At 58.7% G+C, this 15,612-nt stretch carries 17 protein-coding genes; 11 read left to right on the top strand and 6 right to left on the bottom strand.

What is annotated here, in order from left to right; genetic code table 11:
* The first annotated feature begins 40 nt into the window (after positions 1 to 40).
* The gene (gene thiD, locus D1224_RS08605) at positions 41 to 868 is read left to right on the top strand and encodes a bifunctional hydroxymethylpyrimidine kinase/phosphomethylpyrimidine kinase (protein WP_119379945.1); all 828 of its coding nucleotides are present in this window, start codon (positions 41 to 43) and stop codon (positions 866 to 868) included.
* A gap of 82 nt (positions 869 to 950) precedes the next feature.
* Positions 951 to 1,547 (top strand): peptidoglycan DD-metalloendopeptidase family protein, encoded by a 597-nt coding sequence (locus D1224_RS08600; RefSeq protein WP_233350462.1) that lies wholly within the window; start codon positions 951 to 953, stop codon positions 1,545 to 1,547.
* On the opposite strand, the gene D1224_RS08595 is transcribed toward D1224_RS08600, so the two are convergent.
* A complete protein-coding gene (locus D1224_RS08595) occupies positions 1,544 to 1,993 on the bottom strand; it encodes a DMT family transporter (RefSeq protein WP_119379474.1) in 450 nt (149 codons plus the stop codon). The genes D1224_RS08600 and D1224_RS08595 overlap by 4 nt on opposite strands.
* A 164-nt stretch (positions 1,994 to 2,157) precedes the next feature.
* Here D1224_RS08595 and D1224_RS08590 point away from each other — a divergent pair, with 164 nt between their 5' ends.
* Positions 2,158 to 2,982, top strand: coding sequence for a PhzF family phenazine biosynthesis protein (locus D1224_RS08590; protein ID WP_119379473.1), 825 nt, complete (start codon positions 2,158 to 2,160; stop codon positions 2,980 to 2,982).
* A 30-nt stretch (positions 2,983 to 3,012) separates the two neighbouring features.
* Positions 3,013 to 3,603 (top strand): DUF998 domain-containing protein, encoded by a 591-nt coding sequence (locus tag D1224_RS08585; RefSeq protein WP_119379472.1) that lies wholly within the window; start codon positions 3,013 to 3,015, stop codon positions 3,601 to 3,603.
* On the opposite strand, the gene D1224_RS08580 is transcribed toward D1224_RS08585, so the two are convergent.
* Positions 3,600 to 4,442: a TauD/TfdA dioxygenase family protein gene (locus D1224_RS08580; protein WP_119379471.1), complete on the bottom strand. Its 843-nt coding sequence runs from the start codon at positions 4,440 to 4,442 to the stop codon at positions 3,600 to 3,602. The two genes, D1224_RS08585 and D1224_RS08580, sit on opposite strands and share 4 nt — an antisense overlap.
* Before the next feature lie 72 nt (positions 4,443 to 4,514).
* On the bottom strand, positions 4,515 to 5,423 hold the full coding sequence (locus D1224_RS08575; RefSeq protein ID WP_119379470.1) for a DMT family transporter: 909 nt from the start codon (positions 5,421 to 5,423) through the stop codon (positions 4,515 to 4,517).
* A 185-nt stretch (positions 5,424 to 5,608) separates the two neighbouring features.
* On the opposite strand from D1224_RS08575, the gene D1224_RS08570 reads away from it, so the two are divergent.
* The 6 genes from D1224_RS08570 (at position 5,609) to D1224_RS08545 (ending at position 12,823) form a co-directional block, all read left to right on the top strand.
* Positions 5,609 to 6,781: a phosphoserine transaminase gene (locus D1224_RS08570; RefSeq protein ID WP_119379469.1), complete on the top strand. Its 1,173-nt coding sequence runs from the start codon at positions 5,609 to 5,611 to the stop codon at positions 6,779 to 6,781.
* Positions 6,782 to 6,905: 124 nt separating this feature from the next.
* Positions 6,906 to 8,501, top strand: a complete 1,596-nt coding sequence (gene serA / locus D1224_RS08565; protein ID WP_119379468.1) for a phosphoglycerate dehydrogenase — start codon at positions 6,906 to 6,908, stop codon at positions 8,499 to 8,501.
* Positions 8,502 to 8,594: 93 nt separating this feature from the next.
* Entirely contained in the window at positions 8,595 to 9,185 is a 591-nt protein-coding gene (locus D1224_RS08560; RefSeq protein WP_119379467.1) for a flavodoxin family protein, read from the top strand.
* A 95-nt stretch (positions 9,186 to 9,280) separates the two neighbouring features.
* Positions 9,281 to 9,859: an acyloxyacyl hydrolase gene (locus D1224_RS08555; protein ID WP_119379466.1), complete on the top strand. Its 579-nt coding sequence runs from the start codon at positions 9,281 to 9,283 to the stop codon at positions 9,857 to 9,859.
* Between the two features lie 102 nt (positions 9,860 to 9,961).
* Positions 9,962 to 11,428 carry a flavin-containing monooxygenase gene (locus D1224_RS08550; RefSeq protein ID WP_119379465.1) on the top strand — a complete coding sequence of 489 codons (1,467 nt, stop codon included), beginning with the start codon at positions 9,962 to 9,964 and terminating at the stop codon, positions 11,426 to 11,428.
* 99 nt (positions 11,429 to 11,527) lie between these two features.
* Positions 11,528 to 12,823 (top strand): adenylosuccinate synthase, encoded by a 1,296-nt coding sequence (locus D1224_RS08545; protein ID WP_119379464.1) that lies wholly within the window; start codon positions 11,528 to 11,530, stop codon positions 12,821 to 12,823.
* Here D1224_RS08545 and D1224_RS08540 read toward each other — a convergent pair.
* The 3 genes from D1224_RS08540 to rpoH form a co-directional block, all read right to left on the bottom strand.
* On the bottom strand, positions 12,820 to 13,128 hold the full coding sequence (locus D1224_RS08540; RefSeq protein WP_119379463.1) for an RcnB family protein: 309 nt from the start codon (positions 13,126 to 13,128) through the stop codon (positions 12,820 to 12,822). The genes D1224_RS08545 and D1224_RS08540 overlap by 4 nt on opposite strands.
* 86 nt (positions 13,129 to 13,214) lie before the next feature.
* Entirely contained in the window at positions 13,215 to 14,024 is an 810-nt protein-coding gene (locus D1224_RS08535) for a TrmH family RNA methyltransferase (RefSeq protein WP_119379462.1), read from the bottom strand.
* A 78-nt stretch (positions 14,025 to 14,102) separates the two neighbouring features.
* Positions 14,103 to 14,990 carry an RNA polymerase sigma factor RpoH gene (gene rpoH, locus D1224_RS08530; protein WP_119379461.1) on the bottom strand — a complete coding sequence of 296 codons (888 nt, stop codon included), beginning with the start codon at positions 14,988 to 14,990 and terminating at the stop codon, positions 14,103 to 14,105.
* A 404-nt stretch (positions 14,991 to 15,394) separates the two neighbouring features.
* Here rpoH and D1224_RS08525 point away from each other — a divergent pair, with 404 nt between their 5' ends.
* Positions 15,395 to 15,598, top strand: coding sequence for a twin transmembrane helix small protein (locus D1224_RS08525; RefSeq protein ID WP_119379460.1), 204 nt, complete (start codon positions 15,395 to 15,397; stop codon positions 15,596 to 15,598).
* The last annotated feature ends 14 nt before the right edge of the window (positions 15,599 to 15,612 follow it).

Genomic DNA, 15,612 nt, shown 5'->3' with positions numbered 1-15,612 from the left:
CCTCCTTTCCGATCAGGGCCCAAGCGCTTATTTGATCGCCATGAAGACCGAAACCGAAAACAAGTCTGGCCGCGTACTGGTCATTGCTGGCTCCGATTCCGGGGGCGGCGCAGGCATACAGGCCGATATCAAGGCCATCATGGCCATGGGCGGTTACGCCATGACCGCCGTGACTGCCATCACCGTGCAGAATACGATGGGTGTGCACGATGTGCATCCGATCCCAATCAAGACGGTCATCTCCCAAATGAGGGTCTGCCTGGCTGACATTGGCGCGGACGCCATAAAGACGGGTATGCTGGGGCGGGCAGACCTTGTGGAGCACGCGGCGGAGACGCTCGACGAACTGGCAAAGGACACGCCTCGCATCATTGATCCGGTCATGGTGGCAACATCTGGTGACCGGCTGATAGACCGCCGGGCCGTCGAAAGCATCGCGTCGCTGCTTATCCCCGGCGCAGCGCTGGTGACCCCAAACGCCCCTGAAGCAGAAATTCTGACCGGTAAATCCGTCGACGGCGTGAACGGCCAGCGACGCGCTGCCGAAGCCCTTTTGAAGCGCGGAGCTACTGGCGCGCTTGTAAAGGGCGGGCATATACCGGGCAATCCGGTCGTCGACGTGCTCCAGACAGTGAATGGCGAGTGGATCTTCGAAAGCGCCCGGATCAGCACAACGTCAACGCACGGCACTGGCTGTACCCTGGCGAGCGCGATATCCGCCCGCATCGCACTAGGAGTTGACACGCAAGAAGCCGTCGAAACAGCGCGCGACTATCTGCACCGCGCAATTTCAGAAGCCAAGGGCTTCGGAAATGGGCACGGCCCCGTGCATCATGGCTGGCCGGTGAACTTGCAAGATGAGCGTTAAAATAAATTTCCCGGCCACCCTCAGGGACCTGAGGGCGCGTTACGACAGATGGCTCGCCGCCCCGCCGAAGGTGCATCAGCCTATGCACGGTCTTCACGATGAGGGTACGCTTGCGCTCGACAAGGCTGGGCTTGCCGCACGCTGCTGGGTTGACCTGCCAATAGACTGGATACCAGAACATGGGGCCGTCCTTCATGGCGGCTATGGCGAAGATCGCGCCATTTATGACACCCCCATCTTCAACTGCCCCGGAGAAGAGCCGCGCACGCTTCACCTGGGCCTGGATATCTTCGCTGCTGCCGGCGCGCCCGTCTTTGCGCCGCTGGATGGGCAGGTTCACAGCCTGCAGCGCAACGATAATGCGAAAGACTATGGACCGACGCTAATCCTCCAGCATGAAGCTGAGGTAGACCTGATTTTCTATACGCTCTATGGCCATCTCGACCCGGATTTGCTCGACACGTTGCAACCCGGTGGACGAGTAAAGCGCGGTCAGGAGATCGCGCGCCTTGGCGACAGTAGCGTGAATGGCGGCTGGGCGCCCCATCTGCACTTTCAGGTCATGCTCGACATGCTTGGCAAGCGAGGCGACTTCCCCGGCGTTTGCTCCAAGAGCGAAGCTGGCGAGTGGCTGCAGCTTTGTCCCGACCCGCGCGCGCTAATCGGTCTCGCAGTCTAGAAACGACGCACCAGATAAACGCCCAGCACCAGAAACCCGATGCCGACAAGCCTTAAAGGGGTCGCGGGACGAACCGCCTGTCCGAATGCGCCGAACTGGTCGTAGAGAACCGCCGCGGTCAGCTGGCCCGCAATGACGGCGCTGACCCAGGCGGCCACACCAATGCGCGGCACAGCCGTAGCCGAACTTGCCACCATGATCGCACCGATCAGCCCGCCAATCCACGCCCAGGCCGGCACGGTCAGCGTCTGACTTATGCTCGGCACCTTGTAGCCGAGCGCAATATTCACGGCGAGCAAGGCCAGCCAGCCGATAGAGAATGAAATGAAAGCTGCCTGTATTGGCCCACCGACGCCCGAAGCCAACCGCCCGTTGATAGCCCCTTGCGCCGCGATCAGCGTGCCGCAGATAAACCCCAGTCCGACAAGCAGCTGTCCCCAGTTCATTTATTTCTCCCGGCGCAATTAGTGATGCGACCCTGGCCCGATTGCCCTCCACTGGCCAGATAGAGCGCTCAGGCTTTCTCAACCACGGCTTAGAAAGTCTGGTTTGTATTGGATGTCTCTTTTCCTTAGGTCAAAGGCATAGTTTTCCGCTGCGGGAGCCTGAGATGACGGCCATTCCATTCTACCAGATCGACGCATTCGCCAGCCGGCCCTTCGAAGGCAATCAGGCCTGCGTGATGCCGCTGGACAACTTTCTGCTGGACGAGACGCTGCAGGCGATTGCCGCAGAAAATAATGTCGCCGAGACGGCATTCATCGTCGAGAAAAAGCCCGGGGAGTTTGCCCTGCGCTGGTTCACGCCCGCAGTGGAGGTGCCGCTCTGTGGCCACGCGACACTCGCGTCAGCCCATATGATCTACAAGCACCTTGGATTTGACGGTGACGAAATCGCCTTTGAGACGGTGCAGTCTGGCATCCTGAAGGTTCAGCGGCTGGCAGACGGGACCTACGAGATGGACTTCCCGGCACCAAAGGTCGAGAAGATCGCCGTCACTGAAGACGTCGCCGCTGCGCTTGGCGCTTGGCCGCTGGAGGCCTGGGGTGGGCCTTTCTATGCGGCGGTGTTCGGAACGCCGGCAGATGTCGAAGCGCTCGAACCCGATCTCTCATTGTTGAAAACCCTTGGTGTAAGCGGCATTGGTGGAAATTGGGAACGAGGAAACTTCGGCTGTGTTGCCCCCGGTGGCGCGAACGGGGCCGACCTCACCAGCCGTTTCTTTGCCCCCGGCAGCGGTATTGACGAAGACCCAGCCACGGGGAGCTGGCACTGCATGGTCGCCGCCATCATGGGACCTCGGCTCAAACGCCCGCTTGACTGTTTCCAGGCCTATCCCGGGCGCGGCGCAAAGATCGGCATTGAGCTTGCGGGCGACCGTGTGAAGCTGCGCGGCGAGGCGGTGACCGTTATCGAAGGCAAGTTCACCCTCTGAACGACCTGAGCTTACAGGCGTTACCTCTGAATGGAAAAAAGCGAGCGCTATATTCATCTCTACTCGATTGCAGCTTGCCTGATCGCAGTGACCATCGACCTGACACTCGCCATTTTCATGGAGCGCCAGAGCCTTCTCACCTCCACGATTAGTGATCTTGCCGCAGGCGACTTCGATCTCGCGCAGGATATCGGCCTCACGCTGGTCGCTGCGGCGCTTGCGCTAACAGGATGGATTATCTGGAAGGACGCCGGCGATCACACGCCCCTAAAGGTCGCTGCCCTTCTGCTTGTTCTTGCCGGACCTCTGATAGTGCTGATCTCGCTCTATGAGGCCTACTCCAAACAGAATCCCAATGCTCCGCTCATCCACTATTGGGCTGTAAGTGCGATCGGCCTTTCCATTTCGACCGCATTGGCATTGGTTGCATGGGGTCGAAGCAATTCGCATCCGCTTTTCAGATGGGGCACCGCACTGGCGGCAATCGTGTTTCTATCCGCTGGCGCTGCGACATTCGGGGTATCGAACGAAATCATTGGTCTGATCGAAAGGTTTGCGGCGGTTGCGCTGGTGTTATGGCTCATCGGCTTCAACGGCAGCCGCCTATTGCGCAAATCCTAGAAAGGCCGGTCCCCGTTTACAGTCACCCGCCGCATATGGCGGCGATGGCCTGCATAGTCGTTCAATGCGAAGTGCCAGGTCGAGCGATTGTCCCAGAACGCGACCGAGCCTTTCTTCCACCGGAACCGACAGGTGAACTGCTCCTGTCTGGAGTGCTCGAACAGATAATTGAGGAGCGGGCGGCTCTCACGCTTCGTCCAGCCCTTGAAGCGCAACGTGAAAGCCGGGTTTACATATAAACCTTTGCGCCCCGTCTCTGGATGTGTCCGGACGACCGGATGCTCGAACTCAGGCGCACCATCCGCCTGTTTCGTTTTCATGGATTGACGGTTTAGAGCCGACTGACCCTTCGGCCCATATTCGCGGCCTGCCGAATGAATGGCCGTCAACCCTTCAAGCGTGGTCTTCAGGCCGTCAGACAGAGCCTCATAGGCCATATGCTGGTTTGCCCAGAGCGTATCGCCTCCATAGGGTGGCACCTCGATAGCATGCAGGATCGAGCCGAGCGCAGGCTCCTCAAGAAAGGACATATCGGTGTGCCAGCCGCCACCGAAATTGGTCTTCTCTTCTGGCTCCTTGATGATCTCGAGAATTTCCGGATGGCCTTCCATCCCCTTCACATAGGGATGGACATTGAGGCTGCCGAAGCGCCTGCCGAATTCCTTGTGGCGGTCAGGCGTCAGGGCATTCTGATCCCTGAAGAATATGACGTGGTGATCCAGGAAGGCCCGGTGAACCTTGTCGAAAGCCTCATTAGATAGGTCTTCAGAAAGGTCGACGCCCTCAATCTCTGCGCCGAGTGCGCCGGAGATCGGTCTGACATGGATTTCGCGGTTCATCTTGTATCCTCCCAATGGCAGTCTTGCGCCGCCTCCAGGAAAGGATAGCAGAGAGCTACGACGCCCGGAAGATCAAGGCACGGCGGCGGCGCTCTTGCGACTCTGGCGCTGGGAGAACCAGACGCCGGCAAGAATCAGGATGAAGGCGGCCGCAGCGTTCCAGCTCTGGACTTCACCAAACGCAAAATAGCCAAGCACAGCCGACATTATTGGAATGACATAGCCGGTCAGTGCCACGAAGGTCGCGCTTGTGCGCGCCACAAGCTGCATGAGCAGGATACCAGCGAGACCGGTGGAGACCGCGCCAAGGCCAAGTATGCACAGCAAGCTCGCCTTCGTGGGGTCGACCGTTTCCCAGTCCGTCCAGACGAGCATGGGGATCGACGTGATCGACGCAACGGTGAGAAACCCGACCGGTAGCACGATGGGTGGCAGGCGCGGCGCCTGACGCGCCATAATGCTGTTCACTGCGTAACAGAATGCCCCGCCGAGGACGAGCAGCTGCGCGATCAGGTCGGCATTGCCAAACCCCTGCATCGCATCCGGCCCGAGCAGCAGCGCAACGCCTGCAAAGCCCGTCGCAAGACCTGCGATCTTGAAGCCTGTAAAGCGCTCGTCATGAAAATAGAAATGCGCAAGCACCGCCGTAAAAAGAGGTGCGCCCGAAATGAGCAACGCGGCCAGCGAAGAGTCGATCGTCTTCTGCCCGATCGTGATAAGATAGAAGGGCAGCGCCGTGCCTGCGACACCCATACCCACGATCGCGAGCCACGACGGCCGGTCCGAAAATGGCGGTAACCGGTCCCCGCGGATGAGCATCACCGCCCACAGCATGATCGCCCCCGTCATGAGTCGCCCCGGGATAATCACGCTGGCTGGAAGTTCGCCAACCGCAACCTTCGTCATGGCGAAAGCGCTCGCCCAGCAAGCAGACAGGAGGAGGAAAAGCCCCCAGTCGGAAAGGGAACGCTTTGTCTGCATGAAGGCTCGCCCGCAAATCTATTACCGGTTTGGAGTCGCACCCCAGCACGCCTCCGGCAAGTCTCCAGCTCTCGATATTGTCACAATTGTTTCCCTATGCGGCGGCGCACAAGTCTGCCATAAGGGCGGCGGGCCAGCCTTCCCCAACGAAGGCCAGCCTATCTGTAAGGATAGGAGTAAAACAGATGACACTACCCCCCAAGCCGGAGGTCCGTCCGGCGTGCCCGCATTTTTCCTCGGGTCCCACGGCCAAGCGCCCCGGATTTTCTCTCGCTCAGCTTGAAACGACAGCCTTTGGACGCTCGCACCGCGCCAAGGCTGCGAAAGCGAAGCTCAAGGAAGCGATTGATCGCACCAAGCAGGTGCTGAACCTTCCTGATGACTATCGCGTCGCCATCGTGCCCGCGTCTGATACGGGCGCCGTGGAGATGTGCATGTGGTCCATGCTCGGCGCGAAACCGGTCGACATCTTTGCCTGGGAAAGCTTCGGCAAGGATTGGGTGACCGACGCCCAGAAGCAGCTGAAACTCGACAATTGCGAAGTCTATGTCGGCGATTATGGCGTCCTGCCGCCATTCGAGAAGGCGCGCGATGATGCTGATATCGTCTTCACCTGGAATGGCACGACATCCGGAGTGCGCGTCGATGACCATAGCTGGATCAAGCCAAACCCCGACCGCGTCGTGATCTGCGACGCGACCTCAGCCGTGTTTGCGCAGGACATCCCGTTCGAGAAGCTCGATGTCATCACATACAGCTGGCAGAAAGTGCTTGGTGGAGAAGCCGCCCACGGCATGCTCATTCTCAGCCCGAATGCGGTAAAGCGTCTCGAAAGCTACACCCCTGACCGTCCGCTGCCCAAAATTTTCCGCATGACGAGCGGCGGCAAGTTGAACGAAGCTCTGTTCGAAGGTGCAACGATCAACACGCCGTCCATGCTCTGCGTAGAAGATTATCTGCGCGCGCTTGACTGGGTGGAGGAAACTGGTGGCCTTAAGGGCCTCAAGGCGCGCTCCGATGAGAGCCTTGGCATCCTTGAGGACTGGGTCGCAAAAACCGACTGGATTGACTTCCTTTGCGCCGACAAGGCAACGCGCTCGAACACCGGCGTTACATTCAAGATCACCGATCCCCGGGTCGCCAGTCTAAAAACCACTGACCAGGAAGCCTTCGTGAAGAAGATGGTGACCCTTGTTGAGAAAGAAGGCGCTGGTTTCGACTTCAATTCCTATGGGAAAGCCCCTCCGGGCCTGCGCATCTGGGTTGGGTCAACCGTAGAGCCGTCTGACGTCGAGAAGCTGCTCCCATGGCTCGACTGGGCCTTCGCGACTGTGGCTTCTGAACTTCAGGACGCCTGATTTCGAAATTCTACCGCTCTTCCCGGCGAAAGCCGGGATCTCAGGCCGCAGGCAACGCTTTCAAAGCACGAGATCCCGGATCAAGTCCGGGATGAGCGGGCATATCATTCATAGGAATAAACCCATGCCTAAAGTCCTTATCGCTGACGATCTCAGCCAGGCAGCCGTCGATATCTTCACCAATCGCGGCATCGAAGCCGACATCAAGGTCGGCCTGTCTAAAGACGAGTTGATCGCCATCGCCGATCAGTATGACGGCCTTGCCGTGCGTTCAGCCTGCAAACCCGATGCAGACGTCATCGCCGCTGCGACAAACCTAAAGGTTATCGGCCGTGCCGGTATCGGTGTCGACAATATCGATATCAAAGCCGCGACGGCGAAGGGTGTCGTGGTTATGAACACCCCTTTCGGTAACGCCGTCACCACCGCCGAGCACGCCATCGCCATGATGTTCGCCGCTGCCCGTCAGATCCCTGCCGCCGATCAGGGCACGCAAGCCGGCAAATGGCCGAAGAAAAGCTTCGTCGGCACGGAGCTCTCATATAAGACGCTCGGCCTGATCGGCTGCGGCAATATTGGTGCCCGCGTCGCAGAGCGCGCCAAGGGCCTGATAATGAAAGTGGTCGCTTATGATCCTTTCCTAACCGAGGAACGGGCCATTGAACTTGGCGTCGAGAAGGTCGATCTCGACGCGCTTCTCGCGCGCGCCGACGTGATAACGCTCCATACGCCGCTGACTGAGCAGACCCGCAACATCCTTTCGAAAGAGGCACTCGCCAAGGCTAAAAAAGGCCTAATCCTCGTCAACTGTGCGCGCGGCGGCCTCGTTGATGAGACGGCGGTGCGAGAGATGCTCGACAGCGGTCACCTTGCAGCAGCAGCATTCGACGTTTTCGCGGAAGAACCGGCAAAGGAGAACGTCCTGTTCGGCGCGCCGAACTTTATCGCGACGCCTCACCTCGGCGCGGCCACAGTCGAGGCCCAAGAGAACGTCGCGCTTCAGGTCGCTGAACAGATGAGCGACTATCTCCTCTCCGGCGCCGTAACGAACGCGCTTAACATGCCGTCGGTTACCGCTGACGAAGCTCCGCGATTAAAGCCATTTATCGAACTGGCTGAAAAGCTCGGCGCGTTCGCCGGTCAGGTATCTGATCACGGATTTGAAGAAGTCGTCATCGAGTATGAGGGTGAGGTTGCCGAACTGAACCGCAAACCGGTTACGGCAGCGGCACTCTCAGGGCTGCTGCATGCTTCGCGCGGCGACGTGAACATGGTTTCAGCCCCGTCAATCCTCGCGGAGTCGGGCGTGAAGCTGTCGGAGACGAAGACCGAAGAAAGCCCGGTCTATGACAACCTTATCCGCATCAAGGTCAAAGTGCCTCGCACGGCCAATTCGGATGAGACAGGCTGGCGCTCACTTGCCGGCACGGTTTCGGCAGGCCGCCCGCGTATTGTCGAAGTGAAGGGTATGCCGCTTGAGGGCGCCTTCTCGCCGGTCATGCTCTACGTGAACAATATCGACAAACCGGGCTTTATCGGCGCGCTGGGCGCGATGCTGGGCGAAGCCGGGATCAATATTGCGACTTTCCACCTCGGCCGTCAGGACACGGGCGGTGAGGCAATTGCGCTGATCGGCATCGATGGCCAACCGCCACATGAGCTCACCGAAAAACTCGATGCCTTACCACACGTCCGGTACGCGAAAGTGCTGAATTTCTAGCGGCCGATCATAACATTTATGCCTGCCCTGAGGGTTCTACTCTGGGCAGGCAAACTATCTTGGTCCGGGTAATCCACATTTACGGAGCCCCTCATGACCAAACTCTCCATCGTCTACCATTCCGGCTACGGCCACACCGCGAAAGTCGCAGAACACGTTGCCAAGGGCGCGCGCGGCGTCACCGGGGTCTCGCTGGATGTGCTCAAGGCTGACGACCTGCAAACCGCTGAAGAGGGTCCGTGGGACACGCTCGCAGCGGCTGACGGCATAATCTTCGGGTCGCCGACATATATGGGCGCAAGCTCCTCAGTTTTCCGCAAATTTGCCGAGTCCTCTTCCAAGACCTGGATGAATGGTGGCTGGCGAGACAAGATCGCGGCCGGCTTCACCAACTCCGGCTCACTTGCAGGTGACAAGCTCAACACGCTTCAGGAAATGATGATCCTTGCCGGCCAGCACGGTATGATCTGGGCCAACTATGGCGCTTTCCCCGGCTACAATACCAGTAAGAGCGATTTCGGGGCTGCGTGGAATCGCGCTGGCCATATGATCGGCCTCGGCACGCAATCTCTGACCGACCTGCCCGCGGACGAGACGCCGGACAAGGCCGACCTCAGCACGTCTGAGGATTTCGGTCAGCGGATCGCGGAAATCACCAAACGCTGGGTTGCCGGAAAGGCATAGTTCGCACGCGAACGTCTCTCAGATTTCTAAAAAAACTTGACCTAATGCCTGCCTGGTACTCTCTGGGCGGGCATATTCTTTAAGGGGAGCTTCCCATGAAACGTCTGATTGCACTCGCACTTTCCACGACCGCTCTTGCTGCTCCTGCCAGCGCGCAGTTTGTCGAAGAGGCCCGTCTAGGCGTGATGCAGCACAATGTCTGCATCCTCGACTGCAAGAATGCCGACAAAGAAGACGGCCCGAACATCGAAGCCGAACTGGTCTTTGCCAGCCCGGACTTCCTCAGCATTCTCGCCAGCCCACGCCCTTACATCATGGGGTCTTTCAACACGGCGGGAGACACAAATTTCGGTGGCTTTGGCCTGATGTGGAACTGGGACTTTGCCGAAGGCTGGTCACTGGAGCCAAGCCTTGGATATGTGATCCACGATGGCGCAAACGAGAGCCCGTTCCCGCAAGGTGATCCGCGCAGCGACGCCTTCGCTCGCGAGAATATCTATTTCGGTTCTGACGACCTTTTCCGCTCGGGCCTCGCACTGAACCGCGACCTTACCGAAACGGTTGGCGTACAGGTTCTCTACGAGCACCTTTCCCATGGCCAGATTCTCGGCGATGGCCGCAATCAGGGCGTCGATAACATCGGCGTTCGCGCCTACTTCCGTTTCGGACAATAAGCCCGAAGAAGGCTGGCGGAGCTTACCCTTCGTCAGCCTTGCATCACGCCACCGAAACGCGAACTCTTCCTCCCAAGAAACTTGGTTTCAGGGAGAATCTGCATGACAGAGAAGCATGCTATCGTCATCGGGGCCGGTCTTGGCGGGCTTACTGCGGCCATCAAACTGCAGGAAGCCGGACACACATTCGATCTGATTGACCGCAATCCCAAGGTTGGGGGCACCTGGTACGAAAATTCCTATCCGGGCTGCGCCTGCGACGTGCCAGTCGCCCTTTATCAGCTTTCCTTTGCGCAGAGCATCAACTGGACTCGAACCTTCCCTCAGGGACCTGAGATCCAGGCCTATGCAGAGGAAATCGCAGAGCGCTACCAACTTACCCCTCATATGCATCTCGGCGATGAAGCAGTCAGTGCCGACTGGGATGAGAGCGACAAGACCTGGACCGTCAAAACCAAGAGCGGGAAGACTTTCACGGGCGACATCCTTGTCGGCGCCCTCGGACAGCTCAACCGCCCGAACTGGCCAACGATTGAAGGGTTGGATGAATTCAAGGGCGCGAAGATGCATTCAGCCCGCTGGGACCATTCAGTAGCGTGGGAAGGCAAACGCGTCGCTGTCATCGGGTCTGCCGCGAGCGCGGTGCAGATCATTCCCGAAATCGCAAAGACTGCCAGCCATCTTGCCGTCTACCAGCGCACCCCCAACTGGGTGACGCCTCGCCGCGACGTGCCGGTTAGCCCGCAGGAACAGGCGCTGATGTTCACTCAGCCCGAAGCGGCCATGGATATCGGCGCGCGTGGTCGCCAGCTCATCTATGACAATGCCGATCACTTCTTCTGGCAGGTTTTCGAATGGACTGAAGCCGGTCGCGCGGCCTACACAGCGATCGCGACGAACCACCTGCATGAGCAGGTCAAGGACCCGGAGCTTCGCAAGAAGCTGACGCCTGACTATCCGGTAGGGTGTCGCCGCATCCTGATATCGGACGACTATTTCCCCGCCCTGCAGCGGGAGAATGTCGAGCTGGTGCCACTGGCACCATCGAAAATCGATGCCCGGGGCGTCACTACACCCGACGGCGATTATCGCGAGTTTGATATTCTCATCTTCGCCACCGGCTTCGAGACGACCGAATGGAAATGGTCTGTCGACGTGCGGGGCGTCGATGGTCAGCACCTCAATGACGTCTGGGCCGATCACCCATCCGCCTATGCGGGCATCACAGTAAACGGCTTTCCAAATCTCTTCGTGCTCTATGGACCGAACACCAATCTAGGACATAACTCGATTACCTTCATGCTGGAGCGGCAGGTCGAGTATATGATGAAGGCCATTGAAACGATGGACGCGAATTCGGCCAAGGCCATGATGCCGAAGAAAGTTGCGCAGGATGACTGGAATGCGCGCATTCAGGCGGATCTGCGAAAGACAGTCTGGGCGGACCCGGCCTGTAATTCCTGGTACAAGACCGATGACGGCCTCATCACTCAGAACTGGTCATCGCACACCCGCAAGTATGCTAAGGAAGTCGAAGCGGTGAAGGTTGAGGATTACGAGCTTAGCTGACGCACTATTGTGCCGGACCTTTCGCAGGTTCGGCACCTGCGCTCTTGAAATCCGCCCCTAAAACCTTTCAGTGGCGAGCGCACAGATCAGGAGCTTCACATGGCAGGTGTGGTGGTTGTCGGCGCCCAGTGGGGCGACGAAGGCAAAGGTAAGATCGTCGACTGGCTCTCAAGCCGCGCCGACACGGTTGTTCGCTTCCAGGGCGGGCACAATGCAGGCCATACCCTCGTCATTGACGGAAAAACGTTCAAGCTTGCCCTTCTGCCTTCGGGCCTTGTTCGCGGCGGCAAGCTGTCTGTGATCGGCAACGGTGTTGTCGTCGACCCATGGCACATGCTGACTGAAATTTCTGGGATTCGCGAACAGGGCGTCGAAGTCACGCCAGAAACGCTTGTGCTTGCAGATAACGCGTCCCTCATCCTGCCTTGGCACAAGGATATCGACGCCGCTCGTGAAGGCGCCCTTGGCGCCGCCCAGATCGGCACCACCAAGCGGGGCATCGGCCCGGCCTATGAAGACCGCGTCGGTCGCCGCGCCATCCGTGTGGCCGACCTCGCAGATCCTGCCGCGCTTGATCTCAAGATTGAACGCCTGCTAGCCCACCACCGGCCCCTTCGTGCCGGCGTCGGCCTGCCGGAACCCGATGGCGAAGCGTTGAAACAGGAACTTCTGAAGATTGCACCTGAAGTGCTCGCCTACGCCCAGCCAGTCTGGAAGACGCTGGATGAGCAGGTTCGCGCAGACAAGCGTATTCTGTTTGAAGGCGCGCAAGGGGTCATGCTGGACGTCGATCACGGCACCTATCCGTTCGTCACATCGTCTAATGTGGTGGCAGGCAACGCGTCGGCAGGCGCCGGGGTTGGCCCGGGCGCAATATCCTACGTGCTCGGACTGGCAAAAGCCTATACGACCCGCGTCGGTGCGGGACCGTTCCCGACTGAGCAAGACAATGAAATCGGTGAGCGTCTTGGTACGGTCGGCCGAGAGGTGGGCGTGAATACCGGTCGGACCCGCCGCTGTGGCTGGTTTGACAGCGTCATGGTCCGTCAGGCTTGCGCAACATCCGGGGTCAATGGACTTGCGCTGACGAAGCTCGACGTTCTGGACGGGTTCGAAGAGATCAAGGTCTGCGTCGCCTACAAGCTGAACGGCGAAACGATCGATTACTACCCGGCGGGGCTGACAGATCAGGCGGCGGTTGAGCCAGTCTATGAGAGCATGCCGGGCTGGAAAGAGACGACCAAAGGTGCACGTAGCTGGAGCGATCTGCCCGCAGAGGCGGTGAAATATGTTCGCCGTCTGGAAGAGCTTGTTGGAAAGCCTTGTGCGCTGGTCTCGACGTCTCCAGAACGCGAGGATGTTATCCTGATGCGTGACCCATTTGAACGGGTCTAGTCTTCAAGTTCGACGATATCGCGGATAAACCCGCTCGTCGGGTTTATCAAAAACGCATACTGGTCTGCGCGCACCCATTCAAAGCCAGCGTCCGGTTCACGCAGTCCCTCTGTTTTCCAGTGGTTCAGCAAGTTGCCGCGATACTGGATCGGTAGATAATCGCCGCGCTCAAACTCTGATGGCAGTTTGTCGCCCGCCATTTCCCGTTCAACCGACTTCGGCTCATCGAAAGACGCGGGTGGTCCCGCTTCGCTGATGGCAGCGAGGTTCGAGAAAAACGAAATGACCAGTACAAGTTTCGACATCGGATGCTCCGTTCGATATCAGCAACGAGCTGTCCGGTCAGCCAGTTCCGGCGTGTTACCATAAGGGCTGTTGATACGAAACGCGCCTAGTCGTCCCCAGCCATTGAAGTTGCATGGCAATAAGCGAGCGCGATTGCGCCGGCCGTCGCGACATTGATGCTGTCGAAACCACCTGCCATTGCAATCCTGACCGGTCGGCAGCGGTCGATGAGCGCGTCCTCCAGTCCCGGACCTTCGGGCCCCAGCAAGATAGCGGTCTTCGCTGACGGCTTCAGCTGATGAAGTTCTGCTGCCGTAGTCCGCGGAGTCATCGCCCAGATGTCGAAGCCTGCACTCTGCAACCCCGTAATATGATCCTCCCCCTGCCCGGCTTGCACGAAAGGTAGCCAGAGCGCCGCGCCTGCGGAAACGCGGATAGACTTACGATACAGCGGGTCGCAGCTTTGCTCATCCAGCAGAACACCGCCGGCGCCAAACGCGGCCGCATTGCGAAAAGCCGCGCCGACATTGTCGTGGTTCGAGATACCGTTGAGCACGAGCAGCGTCTCCGCATCGAGGAGCTTCTCAACGCCAAACGGCTGACCTTTCCGGGCGCATGCGAGGACGCCTCGATGGATTGGAAACCCCGCAACCTGATCCATGACGGCCTGTGGCGCGACGTAGACAGGAACTTCTGGAGGCACTTGCGCCAGTATTTCGGACAGTGGCTCCAGCCGAGATCGCCCGATGAACACACTCTCAATTTCGAAGCGCGAACGCTCCAGCAAAATGCTGAGGGTCACTTTGCCCTCTACGATAAAGCGTCCATCGCTTCGCCCGGCAAGGTCTCTTTCCCTGATCGAAACATAGGGGGCGACACGCGGGTCATCGGCGTCACTGATTGGTACAGTTCTCATGCCCGCCTCATCCCACAAACAAAAAAGCCCGGCCAGTCTGAACTGGTCGGGCTCTCCTGATCATTATGGCAGGTCGCCTCAGGCGCCGACAGGGAGCCCCTGCTCTTTTGCCATCCTCTTCATCGCCTTCTGGATCTTCTCAAACGCGCGCACTTCGATCTGCCGGATCCGCTCGCGAGAGACGTTGTACACTTCGGAAAGCTGCTCCAGTGTCTTTGGATCATCCGTCAGGCGGCGCTCCTGGAGAATATGCTGCTCGCGTTCTGACAGGTCCGCCATAGCTTCCTGAAGAAGCGTCATACGGCTGTCGAATTCCTGGCGGTTGGCATAGGTGTCAGCCTGCGTCGGCTCATCATCAGTGAGCCAGTCCTGCCACTCCATGTCGCCTTCCTGACCCATGGGCGCATTCAGCGAGGCGTCAGAGCCGCTCATCCGGCCATTCATGCTGAGCACATCCTTTTCGGACACATTCAGACGGGTCGCAATCTCGGTCACTTGCTCGGGGTTAAGATCCCCAGCGTCCAGCGCATTGATCTCGCCCTTGATTCGGCGGAGATTAAAGAACAGCTTCTTCTGCGCCGCCGTGGTGCCGAGCTTCACCAGGCTCCAGCTACGCAGGATGTATTCCTGAATCGCCGCGCGGATCCACCACATCGCATAGGTAGCGAGGCGGAAACCCTTGTCAGGATCGAATTTCTTGACGGCCTGCATTAGACCAACATTGCCTTCAGAGATCACCTCGGCCATCGGCAGGCCGTAGCCGCGATAGCCCATGGCGATTTTCGCCACCAGGCGAAGGTGCGACGTCACCATTTTCTCAGCAGCCTCGGTGTCCTCATGCTGCTGCCAGCTTTTGGCGAGCATGAATTCTTCCTGCTTTTCCAGCATGGGGAATTTGCGGATTTCACTGAGGTAGCGGCTCAGGCCCTGTTCTGGGCTAAGCGCAATCGATGTTTTTATAGCCATCGGCTTTTGTCTCCGTATCTACAGGTACTGACCCATTTGGCTGGCATCAGTTCCGTATCGGCCCTGGAGAAAGCTTGTAGCCCCGATCATCGGCAGCGTCTCTCCCCCTTAAGCGCATTTGCTTTATCGCGCTGGTGCATAAATGGGGAGCCTGCCGCGTATTTGGAAGGGGCAAATCATTGAAAAACAAGGCAAAGTAAAGCGCCTGGCACGAGGCCCGGGTTAACCATCCGGCGCTCTTGTCGCACCAGCGCCCTCGCGTTGGCGTGGTCGATATAAGCAAGGTGGATGAACTTTTGGCAAGCTGAGTGATTATCGCGGGCAGCTGCGTCGAGTGAACGCAGAACGCCAACGATGACTTTGCCCGCTCGTTGCCCTACATCATCGGCCGGAAGGACACTGAAATGGTCAACTTACTCACAATCGGCTTTTACATAGCCATAGCCGTGCTGGTTATCGTTCTTGTCGTTGGTGTGGTGAACCTCACCCGCACCGATGATGCACAGGCAAGCCGGTCCAACAAGCTCATGCGGCTACGCGTTCTGGTACAGGCAATTGCAATCGCGCTTCTCTGCGCCCTCGCCTTTGCAGCCGGCGCTTTCAGCTAGCGAAACCCGAAACC

This window comes from Henriciella barbarensis, from assembly GCF_003576345.1.
Classification (GTDB): Bacteria; Pseudomonadota; Alphaproteobacteria; order Caulobacterales; family Hyphomonadaceae; genus Henriciella; species Henriciella barbarensis.
The sequence above is the reverse complement of the archived record's forward strand: the minus strand, read 5'-3'. Positions and strand labels throughout refer to the sequence as shown.